The sequence below is a fragment of the Tessaracoccus sp. OH4464_COT-324 genome (assembly GCF_003932855.1).
Taxonomy (GTDB): Bacteria; Actinomycetota; Actinomycetes; order Propionibacteriales; family Propionibacteriaceae; genus Arachnia.
Genome location: NZ_RQYZ01000001.1, coordinates 30,328 through 47,198 on the forward strand (window position 1 = coordinate 30,328; position 16,871 = coordinate 47,198).

At 65.6% G+C, this 16,871-nt stretch carries 17 protein-coding genes; 10 read left to right on the top strand and 7 right to left on the bottom strand.

Going from position 1 to position 16,871, the window contains the following annotated elements; genetic code table 11:
* Positions 1-24 precede the first annotated feature (24 nt).
* The 8 genes from rapZ (at position 25) to EII42_RS00155 (ending at position 6,807) form a co-directional block, all read left to right on the top strand.
* The gene (rapZ, locus tag EII42_RS00120) at positions 25-879 is read left to right on the top strand and encodes an RNase adapter RapZ (RefSeq protein WP_125170081.1); all 855 of its coding nucleotides are present in this window, start codon (positions 25-27) and stop codon (positions 877-879) included.
* Positions 876-1,835 carry a uridine diphosphate-N-acetylglucosamine-binding protein YvcK gene (gene yvcK / locus EII42_RS00125; protein ID WP_370318071.1) on the top strand — a complete coding sequence of 320 codons (960 nt, stop codon included), beginning with the start codon at positions 876-878 and terminating at the stop codon, positions 1,833-1,835. Before rapZ ends, yvcK begins: the two co-directional genes overlap by 4 nt.
* Positions 1,835-2,818 (top strand): DNA-binding protein WhiA, encoded by a 984-nt coding sequence (gene whiA, locus EII42_RS00130; protein WP_125170082.1) that lies wholly within the window; start codon positions 1,835-1,837, stop codon positions 2,816-2,818. Before yvcK ends, whiA begins: the two co-directional genes overlap by 1 nt.
* 122 nt (positions 2,819-2,940) lie before the next feature.
* Positions 2,941-3,936: a type I glyceraldehyde-3-phosphate dehydrogenase gene (gap, locus tag EII42_RS00135; protein WP_125170419.1), complete on the top strand. Its 996-nt coding sequence runs from the start codon at positions 2,941-2,943 to the stop codon at positions 3,934-3,936.
* 107 nt (positions 3,937-4,043) lie between these two features.
* The gene (pgk, locus tag EII42_RS00140) at positions 4,044-5,252 is read left to right on the top strand and encodes a phosphoglycerate kinase (protein WP_125170083.1); all 1,209 of its coding nucleotides are present in this window, start codon (positions 4,044-4,046) and stop codon (positions 5,250-5,252) included.
* Entirely contained in the window at positions 5,253-6,038 is a 786-nt protein-coding gene (gene tpiA, locus EII42_RS00145; RefSeq protein ID WP_125170084.1) for a triose-phosphate isomerase, read from the top strand.
* A 124-nt stretch (positions 6,039-6,162) separates the two neighbouring features.
* Positions 6,163-6,423: a preprotein translocase subunit SecG gene (gene secG / locus EII42_RS13370; RefSeq protein WP_233558203.1), complete on the top strand. Its 261-nt coding sequence runs from the start codon at positions 6,163-6,165 to the stop codon at positions 6,421-6,423.
* Between the two features lie 27 nt (positions 6,424-6,450).
* Positions 6,451-6,807, top strand: coding sequence for an RNA polymerase-binding protein RbpA (locus tag EII42_RS00155; protein ID WP_125170086.1), 357 nt, complete (start codon positions 6,451-6,453; stop codon positions 6,805-6,807).
* 80 nt (positions 6,808-6,887) lie between these two features.
* Here the strand turns inward: EII42_RS00155 and pgl are convergent, their stop codons facing one another.
* The 3 genes from pgl to zwf are packed head-to-tail and all read right to left on the bottom strand — an operon-like array spanning position 6,888 to position 10,075.
* Positions 6,888-7,619 (bottom strand): 6-phosphogluconolactonase, encoded by a 732-nt coding sequence (gene pgl, locus EII42_RS00160; protein ID WP_125170087.1) that lies wholly within the window; start codon positions 7,617-7,619, stop codon positions 6,888-6,890.
* The gene (locus EII42_RS00165) at positions 7,619-8,524 is read right to left on the bottom strand and encodes a glucose-6-phosphate dehydrogenase assembly protein OpcA (protein WP_125170088.1); all 906 of its coding nucleotides are present in this window, start codon (positions 8,522-8,524) and stop codon (positions 7,619-7,621) included. Before EII42_RS00165 ends, pgl begins: the two co-directional genes overlap by 1 nt.
* Before the next feature lie 9 nt (positions 8,525-8,533).
* Complete coding sequence (gene zwf / locus EII42_RS00170) at positions 8,534-10,075, bottom strand: glucose-6-phosphate dehydrogenase (protein ID WP_125170089.1); 1,542 nt, start codon at positions 10,073-10,075, stop codon at positions 8,534-8,536.
* Positions 10,076-10,164: 89 nt separating this feature from the next.
* Between zwf and EII42_RS00175 the strand changes: the two genes are divergently transcribed.
* Positions 10,165-11,070 (top strand): heme o synthase, encoded by a 906-nt coding sequence (locus EII42_RS00175; RefSeq protein ID WP_125170090.1) that lies wholly within the window; start codon positions 10,165-10,167, stop codon positions 11,068-11,070.
* A 15-nt stretch (positions 11,071-11,085) separates the two neighbouring features.
* Positions 11,086-12,411, top strand: a complete 1,326-nt coding sequence (locus tag EII42_RS00180; RefSeq protein ID WP_125170091.1) for a DUF4921 family protein — start codon at positions 11,086-11,088, stop codon at positions 12,409-12,411.
* 44 nt (positions 12,412-12,455) lie between these two features.
* Here the strand turns inward: EII42_RS00180 and EII42_RS00185 are convergent, their stop codons facing one another.
* Genes EII42_RS00185 through EII42_RS00200 form a run of 4 tightly spaced genes read right to left on the bottom strand, consistent with a single transcriptional unit; the run spans position 12,456 to position 16,739 of the window.
* Positions 12,456-14,387 (bottom strand): M3 family metallopeptidase, encoded by a 1,932-nt coding sequence (locus EII42_RS00185; protein WP_125170092.1) that lies wholly within the window; start codon positions 14,385-14,387, stop codon positions 12,456-12,458.
* 44 nt (positions 14,388-14,431) lie between these two features.
* On the bottom strand, positions 14,432-15,271 hold the full coding sequence (locus tag EII42_RS00190) for a heme A synthase (RefSeq protein ID WP_125170093.1): 840 nt from the start codon (positions 15,269-15,271) through the stop codon (positions 14,432-14,434).
* 14 nt (positions 15,272-15,285) lie between these two features.
* The gene (locus EII42_RS00195) at positions 15,286-16,038 is read right to left on the bottom strand and encodes an ABC transporter permease (protein ID WP_125170094.1); all 753 of its coding nucleotides are present in this window, start codon (positions 16,036-16,038) and stop codon (positions 15,286-15,288) included.
* Positions 16,035-16,739 (bottom strand): ABC transporter ATP-binding protein, encoded by a 705-nt coding sequence (locus EII42_RS00200; protein ID WP_125170095.1) that lies wholly within the window; start codon positions 16,737-16,739, stop codon positions 16,035-16,037. The genes EII42_RS00195 and EII42_RS00200 overlap by 4 nt, the downstream gene beginning before the upstream one ends.
* Positions 16,740-16,871 lie beyond the last annotated feature (132 nt).

The window sequence follows — 16,871 nt, forward strand, 5'->3', positions numbered from 1 at the left end:
CCGCGACTGGCTAGGCTGGGGCCCATGGTGAAAGAAATCGCGATCATCACTGGCCTGTCCGGGGCGGGTCGGCGAACAGCCGCGCACGCCATGGAGGACCTGGGCTGGTATGTCGTCGACAATCTTCCGCCGGTGATGCTGCCTTCGCTCGCGAAAACGGTCTCCGGTTTCGGTGTCGACCGGCTTGCGGTCGTCGCTGACGTGCGGACTCGCGTGTTCTTCGAGCAGTTCCCGGCCGCCATTGAGCAGCTGCGCGCCCAGTGCCAGATCCTCGCTCTGGTCTACCTGGAGGCCGACGACGACGTGATCGTCCAGCGGCAGGAGTCGAACCGGCGCCCCCTTCCGCTGCAGGGCGCAGGCAGGTTGATGGACGGCATCGCGAAGGAACGGCACCTGCTGTCCGAGCTGCGGGCCCGGGCGGACATCGTGATCGACACCTCCCGGCTGAGCGCGCGCCAGCTGGTGCAGCGGGTCAGCAACCACTTCGGCAGCGATAGCACCGACAACCTCTCCGCGGCGATCATGAGTTTCGGTTTCAAGCACGGATTGCCGATCGACGCCGACCTGGTGTTCGACGTGCGTTTCCTGCCCAATCCCTTCTGGATTCCCGAGCTTCGGCCGAAGTCGGGCCTCAGCCGCGACGTGGCGCAGTACGTGCTGAAGCACCACAGCGCCCAGGAACTATTGGGCCACATTGTGAGTGTGGTCGACACCACGGCCCCCGGATACCTGGCCGAGGGTAAGCGGCAGGTGACGATCGCCGTGGGCTGCACGGGTGGCAAGCACCGATCTACGGCGATCAGCGAGGAGCTCGGCCGCCGACTGGCTGAGCGGGGCTACGGGCAGACCGTGATGCATCGCGACATCGAGAAGGAATGATGCAGGTGAGCGACCCCAGGATTGTGGCCTTTGGCGGCGGGCATGGCCTGTCGGCCACGTTGCAGGCGCTGCGCAGAGTCACCCGGAATATCACCGCGGTGGTTACTGTGGCCGACGACGGGGGTTCCTCGGGCAAGCTCCGGGCCGAGTTCGACATCCTGCCTCCCGGCGATCTCCGGATGGCGCTGGCGGCGCTGTGCAGCGACGACGACCTGGGACGAAAGTGGGCGAGCGTGCTGCAGGCCCGCTTCGCCGGCGACGGCCCACTCGGCGGGCACGCGATCGGGAACCTGCTCATCGCCGGAATGTGGCAGCAGCTGGGCGACGAGGTGGCGGCGCTGGACATGGTCGGGGATCTGCTGGGCGTGTGCGGCCGGGTGCTTCCGATGAGCTCGGTGCCGCTGGAGATCGAGGCGGATGTTTTGGGGCTGGACCCGTTCGCGCCGGACGAGATCAACACCCTGACGGGCCAGGCCACGGTGGCCAAGGCCAAAGCCCAGGTTCAGGCGGTGCGTCTGGTGCCCGATAAACCCCCGGCGCATCCGGCCGCGCTTGCCGCAATCGGCGAGGCCGATGCCGTCGTTCTGGGGCCGGGGTCGTGGTTCACCTCGGTGCTGCCCCACCTGCTGGTGCCGGAGCTGCGCGCGGCGGTGGCCCGCTCGTCCGCACTGCGGGTGCTGATCTTCAATCTGGTCCCCGCCGACGAGACGGCGGGCTTCTCCGCGGCCCGTCACATAGAGTTGCTCGCGGAGCATGCGCCCGAGGTGCGATTCGACGTCGTGATTGCGGACTCCGGTTTCGCGCAGCAAGACTCGTGCATGGCCGACTACGTCCGCGCGATCGGGGGGGAGCTGCTGGTGGCCGACGTCGCAAGCTCCAGCAAACGGGCCGTGCACGACCCGGAGAAGCTCGCCGCCGTGCTCAACGACGTGGTGCGAAGGAAAGGTGTCTGCTGATGGCTCTGACCCAACGTCTGAAATCCGAGTTATGCACCGTTGACGTGCCGCAGGAGAGCGTGCGCAGCGCCGAGGTGATCTCGATGCTGCGCTTTGGCGGCGGCCTGCATCTCGTCGCCGGACGGCTCGTGGTGGAGGCCGAGTTCGACATGTCGGCGGCGGCCAGGCGGCTGCGTATGCTGCTGGGGGAACTGTGGGACGTGTCCTCCGAACTGATGATCATCAACGCCTCTGGCATCCATCGTGGTCCGCGCTACACCGTTCGGGTCATCAAGGACGGCGAGCGCCTGGCGCGCATGACAGGACTTGTGGACCAGAAGCGTCGCCCGGTCAGGGGTATGCCCCCGAAGGTGGTGGGCGGCTCGGTGGCGGACGCGACGGCGGTTTGGCGGGGCGCCTTCCTGGCGCGGGGCTCACTCACCGAGCCGGGCCGCTCGATGAGCCTGGAGGTGACTTGCCCGAGCGCCGAGTCGGCTCTGGCCCTGGTGGGTGCGGCACGCAGGCAGGGCCTCACCGCCCGCTCCCGGGAAGCCCGGGGGGTGATCCGGGTTGTGATGCGTGACGCGGAGGAAATCGGTGATCTGCTGACGCGGCTGGGGGCGCAGGAGACCCGGCTGCTGTGGGAGGAGCGGCGGGTGCGGCGCGAAGTGCGGGCTGCGGCGAACCGGCTGGCGAACTTCGACGACGCCAACCTGCGCCGCTCGGTGCGGGCCGCGGTGGCGGCGAGCGCGCGCGTTGACCGGGCCCTGGAGATCCTCGGCGACGACGTGCCGGAGCATCTGCGGGTGGCGGGGCAGTTGCGCACCCAGAACCGGCAGGCCAGCCTTGAGGAGCTCGGCAAGATGCACGATCCCCCGCTGACGAAGGACGCCGTCGCGGGGCGGATCCGCCGGCTGCTTTCGATGGCTGACAAGCGCGCCCGCGAGGCAGGCATTCCAGACACAGAAAGTGCTCTGCCCGCTGAGTTTGGCGAAGTGGACTAAACGGGCCCCGTCGTCTTGCCAGCGATGGTGACCCGGCTAGGATTGTCTTGTTCCGAAAGGCACACTACGCATTCTGGGGTTGGCCCAGGCGTAGGCCAAGTGAAATGAAGGGTACCTATCAGATGACCGTGAAGGTTGCTATTAACGGCTTCGGCCGCATTGGTCGTAACTACTTCCGCGCGCTCGTCGCCTCCGGCGCCGACCTTGACGTGGTCGCAGTCAACGACCTGACCGACAACAAGACCCTCGCTCACCTCCTCAAGTACGACTCGATCCTCGGTCGTTTCGAGGGCGAGGTCAGCTACGACGAAGACGCGCTGATCGTTGCTGGCAAGGAGATCAAGGCCTTCGCAGAGAAGGATCCCGCGAATCTGCCCTGGGGCGAGTTGGGTGTTGACATCGTCATCGAGTCCACCGGCTTCTTCACCGACGCCACCAAGGCGAAGGCACACCTCGATGCTGGTGCCAAGAAGGTGCTCATCTCGGCTCCGGCCAAGAACGAGGACATCACCATCGTGATGGGCGTCAACGACAGCAAGTACGATCCGGCTGCACACCACATCATCTCCAATGCTTCCTGCACCACCAACTGCTTGGCTCCGATGGCCAAGGCCCTGAACGACAGCATCGGCATCGTCAAGGGTCTCATGACCACGATCCACGCCTACACCCAGGATCAGAACCTCCAGGACGGCCCGCACAAGGACCTGCGTCGCGCCCGGGCCGCCGCTCTCAACATGGTTCCCACCACCACCGGTGCCGCGAAGGCCGTCTCTCTGGTGCTGCCGGAACTCAAGGGTAAGCTCGATGGCTACGCCATGCGCGTCCCCACCCCAACCGGCTCCGCTACCGACCTCACCTTCGAGGCAGCCCGCGAGGTCACCGTCGAGGAAGTGAACGAGGCCGTGAAGAAGGCGGCGGACGGCAAGGTGCTGGTCTACACCGAGGACGACATCGTCTCCAAGGACATCGAGACCGACCCGGCCTCCTGCATCTTCGATGCCAAGCTGACCAAGGTCATCGGCAACCAGGTCAAGGTCCTGGGCTGGTACGACAACGAGTGGGGCTACTCCAACCGTCTCGTTGACCTGACCGTCCTCGTCGGCTCGAAGCTCTGATTGACGTCAGTAATGACCCTGTGGGCCCCGTGATCCTGCGAGCAGGACCGCGGGGCCCCTACTCACTCGGGTGTCCGTGGACCACCCACTAAGAAAGGTTTCCAAACGTGAAGTCGATCGACGAACTCGATCTCAATGGCAAGCGCGTGCTGATCCGCTGCGACTTTAACGTGCCGCTTGACGGCGACGTGATCACCGACGACGGTCGCATCCGTGCGGCGCTCCCCACTCTGAACAAGCTGCTGGAGAAGAACGCCAGCGTCGTGATCATGGCCCACCTGGGCCGCCCGAAGGGCGAGGTCAATCCCAAGTATTCTCTGGCGCCCGTGGCGAAGCGCCTCAGCGAACTGCTCGACCGCGAGGTTGCGCTGGCGGAGGACGTGGTGGGGGAGTCCGCCAAGGCCGTCGTCGCTAAGCTCGAACCGGGTCAGGTGGCTTTGCTGGAGAACGTGCGCTACGAGCCGGGCGAGGCCGCCAAGGACTGCGCGGAGCGCGCGGAGCTGGCCAAGAAGTACGCCGAGTTCGGTGACGTCTTCGTCTCGGACGGCTTCGGCGTCGTGCACCGCAAGCAGGCGTCGGTCTACGACGTGGCCCACCTGCTGCCGAGCGCCCCGGGCTACCTGGTGGGTCGCGAGGTCGAGGTGCTGCGCAAGCTCACGCAGGATCCAGAGCGTCCGCTCGTGGTGGTGCTGGGCGGGGCCAAGGTGGCCGATAAGCTCGCGGTGATCGACAACCTGTTGAAGGTGGCCGACACTCTCATCGTGGGCGGCGGCATGGCCTACACCTTCCTCAAGGCTCAGGGCAAGGAGGTCGGGAAGTCCCTGCTTGACGAGTCCAACGTGGCCACGTGCGCGGAGTACCTGGAGCGGGCCAAGGCGGCGGGGAAGACGCTGCTGCTGCCGGTCGATGCTCGCATCGCCGAGGGCGCCGACTTCGAGGGACGAAAGGTGCTGGGCGAGGTCCAGGCCGTCAGCGTGGACGAGATCCCGGCCGATCGCATGGCCCTGGACATCGGGCCCGAGACCGAGAAGTTGTTCGCGGAGACGATCAAGGGTGCCAGGACTGTCTTCTGGAACGGCCCCATGGGCGTTTTCGAGATCGCGGAGCTGTCGCACGGCACCGCCGCGGTTGCTAAGGCGCTGGCCGACTCCGCGGCCTTCAGCGTCATCGGCGGCGGCGATTCCGCTGCGGCTGTTCGTTCCCTTGGCCATGCGGATGACGACTTCGGCCATATCTCGACGGGAGGAGGCGCCTCCCTTGAGTTCCTCGAGGGCAAGGAACTCCCCGGCATCGCTGTTCTGGAAGAGGAGAAGTAAATGGCTCGCAAACCCATCATTGCAGGCAACTGGAAGATGAACCTCAACCACGTTGAGGCCACCGGACTGGTACAGAAGCTCGCCTGGAGCCTCGCGGACAAGCAGTTCGAGGGCAAGGACGTGGATGCGGTGGTCATTCCACCGTTTACCGATCTGCGCACGGTGCAGACTCTGATCGACGGCGACCGCATGCCCCTACAGCTCGGCGCGCAGAACGTGTCGCAGCACGACTCCGGCGCCTACACGGGCGAGGTGAGCGCGGACATGCTCGCCAAACTTCAGGTGGCCTACGTGGTCGTCGGGCACTCCGAGCGACGCGAGTACTTCGGCGAAGACGACGCCCTCGTCGGGGCCAAAGCCAAGAAGGTGATCGCGGCCGGCATGACCCCGATCATCTGCGTCGGCGAGGGCCTCGACGTGCGCAAGGAGGGCCGTCACGTCGAGTACACCGTGGCCCAGGTTCGGGGCGCGCTGGATGGGCTCACTCCGGAGCAGGTGGCCAATCTGGTCATCGCCTACGAACCCGTGTGGGCCATCGGCACCGGAGAGGTTGCCACCCCACAGGACGCACAGGAAGTCTGTGGCGCCATCCGTTCCGAGATCGCCACTAGCTTCGGTGAGGCGGCTGCCGAGCACGTCAGGATTCAGTACGGCGGCTCCGTGAAGTCCGGCTCCATTCGTGACATCATGGCCCAACCCGACGTGGATGGCGCTCTCGTCGGCGGAGCGAGCCTGCAGGCCGAGGAGTTTGCGGCGATCATCCGGTTCAAGGATCTGCCGGCCTGATCTGACCGCCAAATCCCAAGCGTCGGCCAGCCCTGTCAGCGGGCTGGCCGACGCTTTCTGTGCCCCCGCACGACGGCTGCGCAGGATTGTGTCTATCGGCGGGGAGTCGGTTAAACTTTCCCGCGTGATTGTCCTCCTGTCTTTCCCCGTCAGCGTCATCTCAGCGCTGGTGATTCTGCTGAGCATCCTGCTGTCGCTGTCCATCCTGTTGCACAAGGGCCGCGGCGGCGGAATGTCCGATCTGTTCGGCGGTGGCATGTCGACCTCGATGGGCGGCGCGTCGCGTGCGGAGCGTCGACTCGACCGAATCACCCTGATCGTTGGCCTGTTGTGGCTCGTGGCGATCTTGGCGCTTCTGGTGCTGTATCGCCTGGGCGCCTTCTGACCCGGATAGAGACCAAAGGAGTTTGTAGTGGCTGGAGGTAACGCCATCCGCGGTAGCCGCGTGGGCGCAGGGCCCATGGGCGAGGCGGAGCGCGGAGACACGGTCCCCCGACATCGGGTTTCGTACTTCTGCGCCAGCGGGCACGAGACCCGTCCCGCGTTCGCGGTCGATGCGCAGGTTCCGGAGGAATGGGACTGCCCGCGCTGCGGCCTGCCTGCGAATCTGGACGCGGCCAATCCGCCGCCGCCGCCGAAGACGATCCCGTACAAGACCCACCTCGCCTATGTGAAGGAGCGACGCTCCGAGGCCGAGGCGGCCGCGATTCTGGAGGAAGCCGTCGCGGCGCTGCGGGCCAGGCGGGCGGCGGGGGAGATCATCTACTGAGCACTGGCCCAAGAACACGGGTTGGGGGCGAGAAGCGGTCGGCTTCTCGCCCCCAACCCGTCCCAGGAACCGCCGGAGGATCAGACCTCACACTCGAAGGCGGGCGGCAGCTGCGCGGCCGCACCATCGTCGAGGAACCAGACGGTCGCGCGCTCGCCGTGCGCGAACGATGCAGGCAGGGAATCGTCGCCGGCCAGAGCCCGGGCGACCGCAGAAGCCTTGCCGATGCCAGTGGCGAGGAACCACACCTGATCAGTCCGGTTCAGTGCCTGGAAAGTCAGCGTGATCCGCTCTTCGGGAGGCTTCGGCGAGTTCTCCACACCGATGGCAAGCCGGGTCGTCGGCTCGAAGCTCGGGTGGTTGGGGAAGATGGATGCGCAGTGCCCATCCTCGCCGATGCCCAGAAGAACGAGGTCGAAACGAGTGTCGCCCAGCTCGGACTCGTAACCCTCCGCGCTCTCGTGCGAATCCTTGCGGCCGTCCTGAGCCGCCATCATATGGATGCGGAACGAGCTGACTGGCAGGGTGCGCGCCAGTCGCTCCACCGCCTGGAGAGAGTTGCGCTCCGGGTCGGTGGCCGGCACGAAGCGCTCGTCGCCCCACCAGAAATGGATCTTGCTGGCATCGATGGGTGCTTCCACACACAGCGTTGCCAGATGGTCATACATGGCGTTGGCGGTGTTGCCACCGGTCAGGCAGATGTCGATGCGATCCTGCCTGGCCTGTCGGTCGAGAATCAGCGCGAGCAACTGCTCCGCCGCAAGCTTGGCCACGTCTGCGGCTGAGGGTAGCCGAACCACTCGGGTGAACATCAGTGCTCTCCTTGACTAGTCAGAAGGTGCGCTACGGTGGCCTCAAAGACTGCATCGGGGTCCATGCGCTGCAACTCCTCGGTGAGGAGATCAGTCAAGGGCCGCCGACGCAGCGCCACCTTTCGGGGCGGCTGTCCGGGCACGGTGTACTCCGCGATCGTATCGCCTGGGCGGTGAATGCGGATCACCCCGGCCTCGGTTTCCACCTCGACCTGGATCACCCCGACGCCCTCACCATCAACCCGTTCGACCGGCACCCCGAGCTTCATGCTGAGCCATGTGGCCAGCAGCGTGGCGGGGGCGTTGTCCGCGACCGAGGTCACCCGGGCGCCGAGCACGGGCGATGCCACCTGGTCCACCGCGGACACGAGGAGCGCGCGCCACCGGGTGAGGCGCGTCCACGTCAGATCGGTGTCACCAGGTGTGTGATGCCGCGCCCGGGTGAGCAGCGCGCGCTGCGGCTCGCTGCAGGTACTGGCGTCGGTGATGCGGCGCGTGGCGAGTGTTCCGACCGGATCGCTGGAGATGTCAGTCGGCCCCTCGTGCGGCCACCAGACCACGGTGGGTGAATCGGGCAGCAGGAGAGGAAGCAGTATCGCTCGCGAATGGTTCGTGAGATCCCCACTGACGGTCAGGGTGAGGAGGTCGCCCGGCAGCCCATCACCCACCTCGATCGTTGCGTCCAACCGGGCAGAGCCCCTAGGGTCGCCGTTCGTTACCACGATCACGCGAGAGGGGTGCGCGTACGCGGATGCCTTCGCTGCCTGCACCGCCTGCTCGAAATGGGCCGAATCGGAGGCGATGATGAGCGTCAGGACCAGGCCGGAGGCCCCTGCCCCCCGATGCGCCTTGGTCAGGGCCGAGCTGATCTCCTGGGCTGATGTGTCTGTCAGTTCGATGAGCATGGTGGTTCCTTACGGTCGGCGCCAGGCGAAGCCGTCGCGGGCGATCATGTCGTGAGCGGATTGCGGGCCCCAGGAGCCGGGCTCATACTGCTCCGGCTGCTCGGCTAGGCTCTCCCAGTATTCGAGCACCGGGTCCAGGAGACGCCAGCTGAGTTCGACCTCCTCTTGCAGCGGGAACAGCGGAGGCTCGCCGAGCAACACATCCAGGATCAGTCGCTCGTAGGCTTCGGGGGAGGACTCGGTGAACGAGCCGCCGTAGCCGAAGTCCATCGACACGTCGCGAATCTCCATCTGGGTGCCGGGGACTTTGGCGCCAAAGCGCAAGGTGACTCCCTCGTCGGGCTGGATGCGCATCACCAGCGCGTTGGTGCCCAACGACGCGGTGTCGGTCTGGGCGAAGGGTAGGTGTGGTGGGCGTTTGAAGTTGAGGGCAACCTCCGTGACGCGCCGTGGCATGCGTTTTCCGGTGCGCAGGTAGAACGGCACACCGGCCCAGCGCCGATTGTCGATGTCCACCCGAATGGCGGCGAAGGTTTCGGTGCGGGACAAGGGATCCACGCCCTGCTCCTCCAGGTAGCCCGGGGCCTGCTTACCGCCCTGCCAACCGTTGGCATACTGGCCCCGCGCGGTGTGGGCGGCAAAGTCTCGGGGCACGCTGGCTGCGGCGAGCACCTTCTTCTTCTCCTCGCGCAGTTGTGCGGCCTCGAAGTTGGTGGGGTCCTCCATCGCTGCTAGCGCGAGCAGTTGGAGCAGATGGTTCTGCATCACGTCCCGCGCGATGCCGATGCCATCGAAGTACCCTGCACGGCTGCCGATGCCGATGTCCTCGGCCATGGTGATCTCGACGTGGCTCACGTAGTGGTTGTTCCACACCGGGTGGAACAGCTGGTTGGCGAAGCGCAATGCGAGGATGTTCTGCACGGTTTCCTTGCCCAGGTAGTGATCGATACGGAACACTTCCTGCGGCTTGAAGAGGGCGGAAACCACCTGGTCCAGCTGGCGTGCCGAGGCGAGGTTGTGCCCGAACGGTTTCTCGATCACCACCCGGTGCCAGCTGCCGGGGCGTTGCTCGGTCAGTCCGTGGGTGCGCAACTGCCGCATGACGGTTTCGAATCCAGACGGCGGGATCGAGAGATAGAAGGCGTGGTTCCCGCCGGTGCCGCGCTCGTTGTCCAACTCGCTCAGGGTCTCCTTCAACCGTTCGAAGGCGGCATCGTCGTCGAACGTGCCGCTGACGAAACGGATCCCCTCCAACAACTGCTCCCACACATCCTCGCGAAACTCGGTGCGGGCGTTCTGCTTGACGGCGTCATGCACCTGCTGGGCGAAATCCTGATCCTGCCATTCCCGGCGCGCGAACCCGACGAGGCCGAAACCCGGAGGCAACAGGCCGCGGTTGGCGAGGTCGTAGACGGCGGGCATCAGCTTCTTCCTGGAGAGGTCGCCCGTCACACCGAAGAGCACCAGCACGCACGACTGCGGCACGCGGGGCAGGCGTCGATCTGCAGGATCCCACAAGGGATTCGTGAACTCGCTCGGATCAATCAGCATGCGTCTCAGCCTAACCGGAAAACCGGACGGGACTGGGCTGGATTTCACAGGTAGACTTACTGAGGTTTATCTAGGAGGCAAGAGTCCGGGTGACTACAGAAGAAGCAGCCGACGCTAAGGACGTGATCAAGGCTTACGTTGCGCTGACTAAACCAAGGATCATCGAGCTGCTGCTGGTGACCACTCTACCGGCGATGTTCCTCGCGGCCGGTGGGCTGCCTCCCTTAGTCCCCACCCTGGCGACGCTGTTCGGCGGCTGGTTGGCCGCGGCCAGTGCCAACGTGTTCAACTGCGTTTGGGACAAGGACATCGACGAGGTGATGCGCCGCACCCGACGGAGACCGATGCCGCGCCACCAGGTGAGCGCCCGCGACGCCACGATCTTCGGTCTGCTGCTGGCGCTCGCTTCAGCGCTTCTGCTCGGCTTCGGTGCCAACTGGCTGTCGGCCGGGCTGGCGCTGGCGGCCAACGCCTTCTACGTGTTCGTGTACACCATGTGGTTGAAGCGCCGTACCTGGCAGAACATCATCTGGGGTGGAATCGCAGGCTGTTTCCCTCCGTTGATTGGTTGGACGGCGGTGACGAACAGCGTCGGCTGGCCTCCTGTGGTGATGTTCCTCATCGTGTTCTTCTGGACCCCACCACACACCTGGGCGCTGTCCTTCCGCTACAAGGAGGACTATGCACAGGCGGGGGTGCCCATGTTGCCCGTCGTGCGTTCCGCCCGTCAGGTGGCGATGCAGATTCTCGCCTACTCGGCGGCGACAGTGGTGGTCTCGCTTCTGCTGTGGCCGGCCGCTCCGACCGGATACCTGTATCCCGCGGTGGCGCTGGGAGCCGGAATCGTGCTCATCGTTGAGGCCGCGCGGCTGCTGGGCCGAGCGAGAGCTGGGCTGGTGGACGCGCAATTGAAGGCCATGCGCCTTTTCCACTGGTCAAATACCTACCTGGCGATCGTGTTTTTGGCGATTGCCCTCGACCCGCTGCTGTTCTGAGGAGGAGAGCGAGCGATGGAGCCCTTCCTGAGGGAACCGGAATACCTGTCACACCTGCAGGACGGAACTGTCAAGCAACTGAATCCCTTCACCGGAACCGAGGTGTGGACGATTCCCGGCCGGGGAAACCGTCCCCTCGGGGTGACGAGCCGCACGCCCCATCGGCTGGAGCCCGGTGAGGAACGCAGCAGGTGTGCGTTCTGTTCGGATCGTTACTTGGAGACTCCGCCCGAGAAAACGCGGGTGATCCGAGGCGCCGGCGGATGGGAGACGGTGGAGAACGTCCCCGCGAACGAGTTGCACGCGACGCTGGCGGAGTTTCGCCGGGTCCCCAACCTGTTCGAGATCCTCAGCTACGACTACTGGAAACTCAACTACGGCTACCAACTGCCCGAGCAGGTGGCCAGGGCAAAGGAAGCCTATCTGGCGGAGCCCGACGGGCTCGCGCACGTGCTCAGCGTCGTGGCCGCCAAACTGCGGGCCGGGGGCAAGAGCGACGACCAGATCGCGCGGCTGAGTGTCGAGGAACGACTCGCGCTGGCCTCTGGCTTCTTCGGCGGGGGCCACGACGTGGTGATCGCCCGCCGGCACTTCGTCGAGGGGGCGACGAACGACTCGCAGCTGGCCTCGTCGGGGACCCTGTCCAGGGAGGAACACGAGCAGTTCATCCGGCTCACCATCGAGGCGGTTCGGCAGCAGTACCAGTTCAACCGCTACGCGCGTTACGTCACGGTGTTCCAGAACTGGCTGGCGCCTGCGGGCGCGTCGTTCGATCATCTGCACAAGCAGCTGGTGGCCATCGACGAGCGTGGCTCCCAGCAGGAATTGACACTGGCCAAGCTCCGACGCAACAACAACATCTTCAACGAGGCCGGCGCGAATTACGCGGCGCGCAAAAACCTGTACATCGCCGAGAGCGAGCACGCCATAGCCTTCGCGGGCTTTGGCCACCGCTATCCGACGATCGAGATCTTCTCCCGTTCGGCCCAACCTGATCCCTGGCGGATGTCTGATGAGGAGATCGCGGGCATGTCCGACATGATTCACGCGATCCATGCCGCTACCGGGCCGGAGATCCCGTGTAACGAGGAATGGCACTACCGTCCGATCGACGTCCGGGAGCCGATGCCCTGGCGGGTGATGCTGAAGTGGCGGGTGTCGACTGTCGCGGGCTTCGAGGGCGCAAGCAAGATTTATCTGAACACTATTGCGCCGGAGACGCTGCGGGACCGGGTGACGGCGCAACTCTTCGCCCTGCGCACGATCGGGCATATATCCGGGCAGATTCGAGTCGGGATGGAGTGCGAGGCCAAGGTTAACCCGCTGCGTTACGTGCGCTGAGCCCCCGGGGCTCCGCCGGGCCCCGAGAGTTCAGCTTCGGTGAGTCAGGCGATCCCGATCCGTTCGAGGAGCGCCGCTGGCGTGGCGTCCCGGCCGCGGAACCGGCGGTAGGTTGTCATCGGGTCGATGCCGCCGGCCGGGGCGAGGAGCGTCGCCCGGAAGTGGTCGCCGTTGGCTCGCGTTCCGCCACCGTTCTCCTCGAACCAGGCGACCGCGTCCGCATCCAGGACCTCCGCCCACGAGTAGCCGTAGTAGCTGGCGGCATAAGCGCCTCCCCAGATGTGGGCGAAGTACTGTGAGCGGTAGCGGGGCGGCACGAGCTCGTCGGCCAAGCCGTGGCGGCTGAGCGCAGCCTGCTCGAAGGAGAGCACGTCGTCGGGGGAGGAGGGCAGCTGATCGAGAGGAGTGGAATGCCAGACGTAGTCCAGCACGGCCGCGATGAGGGCCTCTGCATTGGCGTAGCCGATGCCGAAGGAACTTGCGGCTTTGAGCCTGTCCAGCCACTCGGCGGGCAGTACCCGGCCGGGCTGCCAGGCCCAGTGCTCGTTCACCTGGCTAGGGAACTCGACGAAATCCTGCGGGACGTTCGTGCCGGAACGGGAAGCGTACTTGGCCTTGCCGAACAGGCCGTGCAGGGCATGCCCGAACTCGTGGAACATCGTGATGACCTCGTCCCAGGTCACGGTGGGTACCGACTCGCGGTAGTTGCAGTTGTTGGTCACGACAGGCAGTTCACCCGACAGGCGGGACACCTCGTTGATTGAGGTCATCCAGGCGCCGCCGTTCTTGGTCGGTCGCGCCCACAGGTCCATCAAGAAGTAGCCGACGGGCGAGCCGTCGGCGTCGCTGATCTCGTAGACCTGCGCGCCGCTCACATGGCCTTCCAGGTCGGGGCGGAGAGTGAACTGGATGCCGTAGAGCTCAGTAGCCGCTTCATAGCAGGCGGATACTACCCGGTCCACCGTCAGGTATTCGCCCAGCTCGTTCTCGTCGAAGGCAAAACGCTCCTTGCGCAGCTTCGCCTCGACGTAGCCCCAGTCCGCGGCGGTGAAGGGACGGCCGGGCGCCAACTTCTGATAGTGCTGGGCCAGCTCTTCTCCTTCGGCTCGGGCCTTGGCCAGGGTGGCCTGGGCCAGGGGGATGAGGATTTCCTCGATCCTCTCCGTGGTTTTTGCCGTCCCGCGGGCGGCCACGAGCGCCGCGTGCGAGGAGAAGCCCAGCAAAGATGCGCGTTCGGCGCGCAGACGCGCGCATTCTACGATTACCGGGCGGGTGTCCGGTTCGTTGAGCGCTCTGCCTAGCGAAGCGGTGAGGAGCCGCCGGCGGAGTTCGGGGTTCTCGGCCTTGGCGGCCAGCGGCTGCTGCGTGCTGTTCACCAACGCGATGTGCCAACCGTCCGCCTGGACAGCCTCGATGTCCTCCGTGTTCAGTCCGGCCAGCTCGTCTGCAGAGACCGGCACCGCTGCGGCGTTTCGGGCCTCTCGGTTGAGGCGCTCGAAGGTACTGCTGAGTTGGGCGAGCCGCTCGTTGATCTCTCGGAGCCTCTCCTGATCGGCCGGGTTCAGGGAAACACCGGCGCGGTCAAACTCCGCGATCAACTCCTGGAGATGATATCGGTCCTCATCATCTGCCGGGATCTCCTCAGCGGCGATGCGTTCGGCCAGCGTCTGGAGCCGCCTGTAGAGGGCCAGGTCGAGCATGATTGCGTCCTCGTGCGCGGCGAGCTTCGGCGCGAGCTCTTCGGCAAGGTCCTCGAGTTCAGGTGTGGCGTCGGAGTAGAGCACCGAGTAGAAGACGTTCAACCAGTTGGTCACTGGCCGCGCGGCGGCCTCCCAGGCCCCCAACACGTTCTCGGGCGTGGGCGGGTTGGCATCCGAGCCCAGGCGGGCCAGTCCGGCCAACTGCTCGGCCAGCGCAGCCTGGATTTCCGTGCGGTAGCGTTTCGCCGTGTACTCAGAGAAGGCAGGCAGAACCATCAGCTTCCTTTCGCAGCTTCGTCAAGGTGTTGTGGTGTAGGGCTTCAGATGCTGGTGCGGCGCACGGAGCACAGGAGCCATGCGGCCACCGCGGTCAGCACGGTGAGCCCCACCATGTGAAGCCAAACGACACTCGCAGGAATCCCGAGAGCGTACTGAATGTAGCCGATTGCTCCCTGGGCCACCACGACCCCGAGGAAGATCAGAGCCACCCTGGCTGCCGACCTGCTGGCCTTACGCAGCAGGACGAAGGTCAGCACGGCGAGGGCCGCAACCACCCAGGCGCTGAGCGCGTGCACACGGGCGATACTCACGATGTTCAGGCCGTTGCGCACGCTCTCCGCGTCGCCGGAATGTGGGCCGGCTCCGGTGGTCAGGGTGCCGGTGCTGATGGCGACGAGCGAAGCCAGGAAGGTGGCCAGAACGACAAAGTAGGGCAGGGGGGCCACCGGATCGGGGGACTGGTTCTCGCCGATAAACACCGCCCAGGTGCACAGCACCACGAGCGCGATGGACAACACCAGGTGGGCGGCGACGATCGCTGGGTGCAACTTCACCCAGACCGTAATACCGCCCAGGACAGCCTGGGCTGCGATGCCGAGCAGCACGGAAAAGGTGATCCACCAGAGCCTGGAGTTCCGGCCGCGTACCTTCGCCACCGAGACCAGCGCGCCTATCGCCGCGATCAATAGGAGCCCGGTGAGCGTGCGGTTGCCGAACTCGATGGCGGCATGGATGCCCAATTCACCGTGCGGGACCAGCTGTCCTTCCTCGCAGGTGGGCCACTCGGAGCAGCCCAGGCCGGAACCCGTGATTCTGACGACACCGCCGGTGACGATGATGAGCATGTTGCAGATCAGCGACGCCCAAAGCCACACGCGCATGGCCTTAGCCGTTCCTAGGAAGTCCACTTGAATACCTTTCTCGCCAAGGCTGCTGCAGCCAAAGCCCACAGTGAGACCACGACCAGAGGCAGCCAAACCACCGCTCCGCTGCTCACAGCGCGCAGCGCCTCTCCTACCGCCGCCGTCGGGAGGAACTGGACGAACCACGCCCAGTCCGGTAACGCGGCGACGGGGATCACGATACCGAGAGCCAAACCGCACAGGAACAGCAGGTTGGCCACCGCCAGCGTGGTCTCCGGCCGTAGGGAGCCAGCTATCGCCAATCCGAGCGCTATGAACGATGCGAGCCCGATGGCCCCGGAGGCCACGGCAAGGAGTGTGGGCAGCGGCTGAATGTCGGGACGCCAGCCGAGCACGACCGCCAATCCGGTCAACACCAGCAACTGGGCCACCGTGATGAGCAGGATCGACAGGCTCTTGCCGAGCAGGACACCCTCACGGCCGAGGGGAGTGGCGGCCAGGCGCTCCAGCACGTTGTAGCGACGCTCGAAGCCGGTGGAGATTGCGAGCGTGGTCAGGCCCGAGGACCAGAGCACCATGGCCAGCACCGACGGCGCTAACTCGGAGAAGGGCATAGCGAAGCGCTCGCCGAGGAACCGGCCGCCAAGCAACACAGACAGGGGGATCACGACGGACAGAAGCAACTGCTCCCCGTTGGAGAGGATGAGACCCGCCTCCATGCGGGCGTGGGCCCAGATCTGCGCCAGACGGGGCGCGGGCCGGGGGTTCGGCGTGAAATCGATCATTCCTCCGCCTCCGTGCAGGCAAGAAAAGCGTCCTCGATCGAGCCGTAGCTCTCCGCCAGTTCGGAGGCGGTTCCTTCATCCCGGATCCTGCCCCGATGCAGGACATGGACGTTGTCGGAGAGCTCCTCTGCCTCCGCCATGTTGTGCGTGGTCAACAGAATGCTGACCCCGGAGGCGACGATCTGTCGGATCAGCTGCCAGGTGTGCTTGCGGGCCCGAGGGTCCAGGCCTGCTGTGGGCTCGTCGAGGAACAGAAGCCTGGGCCTGCCAATCAGGGCTCCCGCCAGGTTAACGGCCTGCTGCTGTCCGCCGGAGAGTCGCCGATAGGGGGTGGCGCGACAGTCGTCGATCCCGAGTAGGGCGAGTAACTCGTCGACCGGTTGTGGATCGCTGTACAACCGGGCGAGGTAGCCGAGCAGTTTTCGTGGGGTCGCGGTTGCCCACGCTCCTGTAGCTTGTGGCATCAGCCCGACGACGGCGCGCGCCTCATCGCTTCCCGGCGCGTGGCCGAAGACGGCAAGCGACCCCGAGTCGGGCCGCAGCAATGCGGTGCAGCAGCGAATGAACGTGGTCTTGCCAGCACCGTTGGGACCGAGCAGCGACGTGACCTGGCCCGTCTTCACCGTCAGGCTGAGCCCGTCCAGTGCGGCCTTGTCCCCGAAGCGCAGCCTGAGATCCCGCGCAACTAGAGCTTCAGACATGCAAGCTAGCCTAGCCAGCTTGCAGGCAGGAATGCGCACTCTGGTTGTTTAGTTTCCCTTCGGGGGGCTGACGCCTCGGTGAGCCGATCCTAGGATGACTGCCTGAACGAGTCTGCTCCAACGAAGGGACAC

What these genes read in the sequence shown, in the direction of transcription:
- rapZ (WP_125170081.1), top strand. Translation starts at nt 25, where the DNA reads ATGGTGAAAGAAATCGCGATCATCACTGGCCTGTCCGGGGCGGGTCGG.
- yvcK (WP_370318071.1), top strand. Translation starts at nt 876, where the DNA reads ATGATGCAGGTGAGCGACCCCAGGATTGTGGCCTTTGGCGGCGGGCAT.
- whiA (WP_125170082.1), top strand. Translation starts at nt 1,835, where the DNA reads ATGGCTCTGACCCAACGTCTGAAATCCGAGTTATGCACCGTTGACGTG.
- gap (WP_125170419.1), top strand. Translation starts at nt 2,941, where the DNA reads ATGACCGTGAAGGTTGCTATTAACGGCTTCGGCCGCATTGGTCGTAAC.
- tpiA (WP_125170084.1), top strand. Translation starts at nt 5,253, where the DNA reads ATGGCTCGCAAACCCATCATTGCAGGCAACTGGAAGATGAACCTCAAC.
- pgl (WP_125170087.1), bottom strand. Translation starts at nt 7,619, where the DNA reads ATGTTCACCCGAGTGGTTCGGCTACCCTCAGCCGCAGACGTGGCCAAG.
- EII42_RS00165 (WP_125170088.1), bottom strand. Translation starts at nt 8,524, where the DNA reads ATGCTCATCGAACTGACAGACACATCAGCCCAGGAGATCAGCTCGGCC.
- zwf (WP_125170089.1), bottom strand. Translation starts at nt 10,075, where the DNA reads ATGCTGATTGATCCGAGCGAGTTCACGAATCCCTTGTGGGATCCTGCA.
- EII42_RS00180 (WP_125170091.1), top strand. Translation starts at nt 11,086, where the DNA reads ATGGAGCCCTTCCTGAGGGAACCGGAATACCTGTCACACCTGCAGGAC.
- EII42_RS00185 (WP_125170092.1), bottom strand. Translation starts at nt 14,387, where the DNA reads ATGGTTCTGCCTGCCTTCTCTGAGTACACGGCGAAACGCTACCGCACG.
- EII42_RS00190 (WP_125170093.1), bottom strand. Translation starts at nt 15,271, where the DNA reads ATGCGCGTGTGGCTTTGGGCGTCGCTGATCTGCAACATGCTCATCATC.
- EII42_RS00195 (WP_125170094.1), bottom strand. Translation starts at nt 16,038, where the DNA reads ATGATCGATTTCACGCCGAACCCCCGGCCCGCGCCCCGTCTGGCGCAG.
- EII42_RS00200 (WP_125170095.1), bottom strand. Translation starts at nt 16,739, where the DNA reads ATGTCTGAAGCTCTAGTTGCGCGGGATCTCAGGCTGCGCTTCGGGGAC.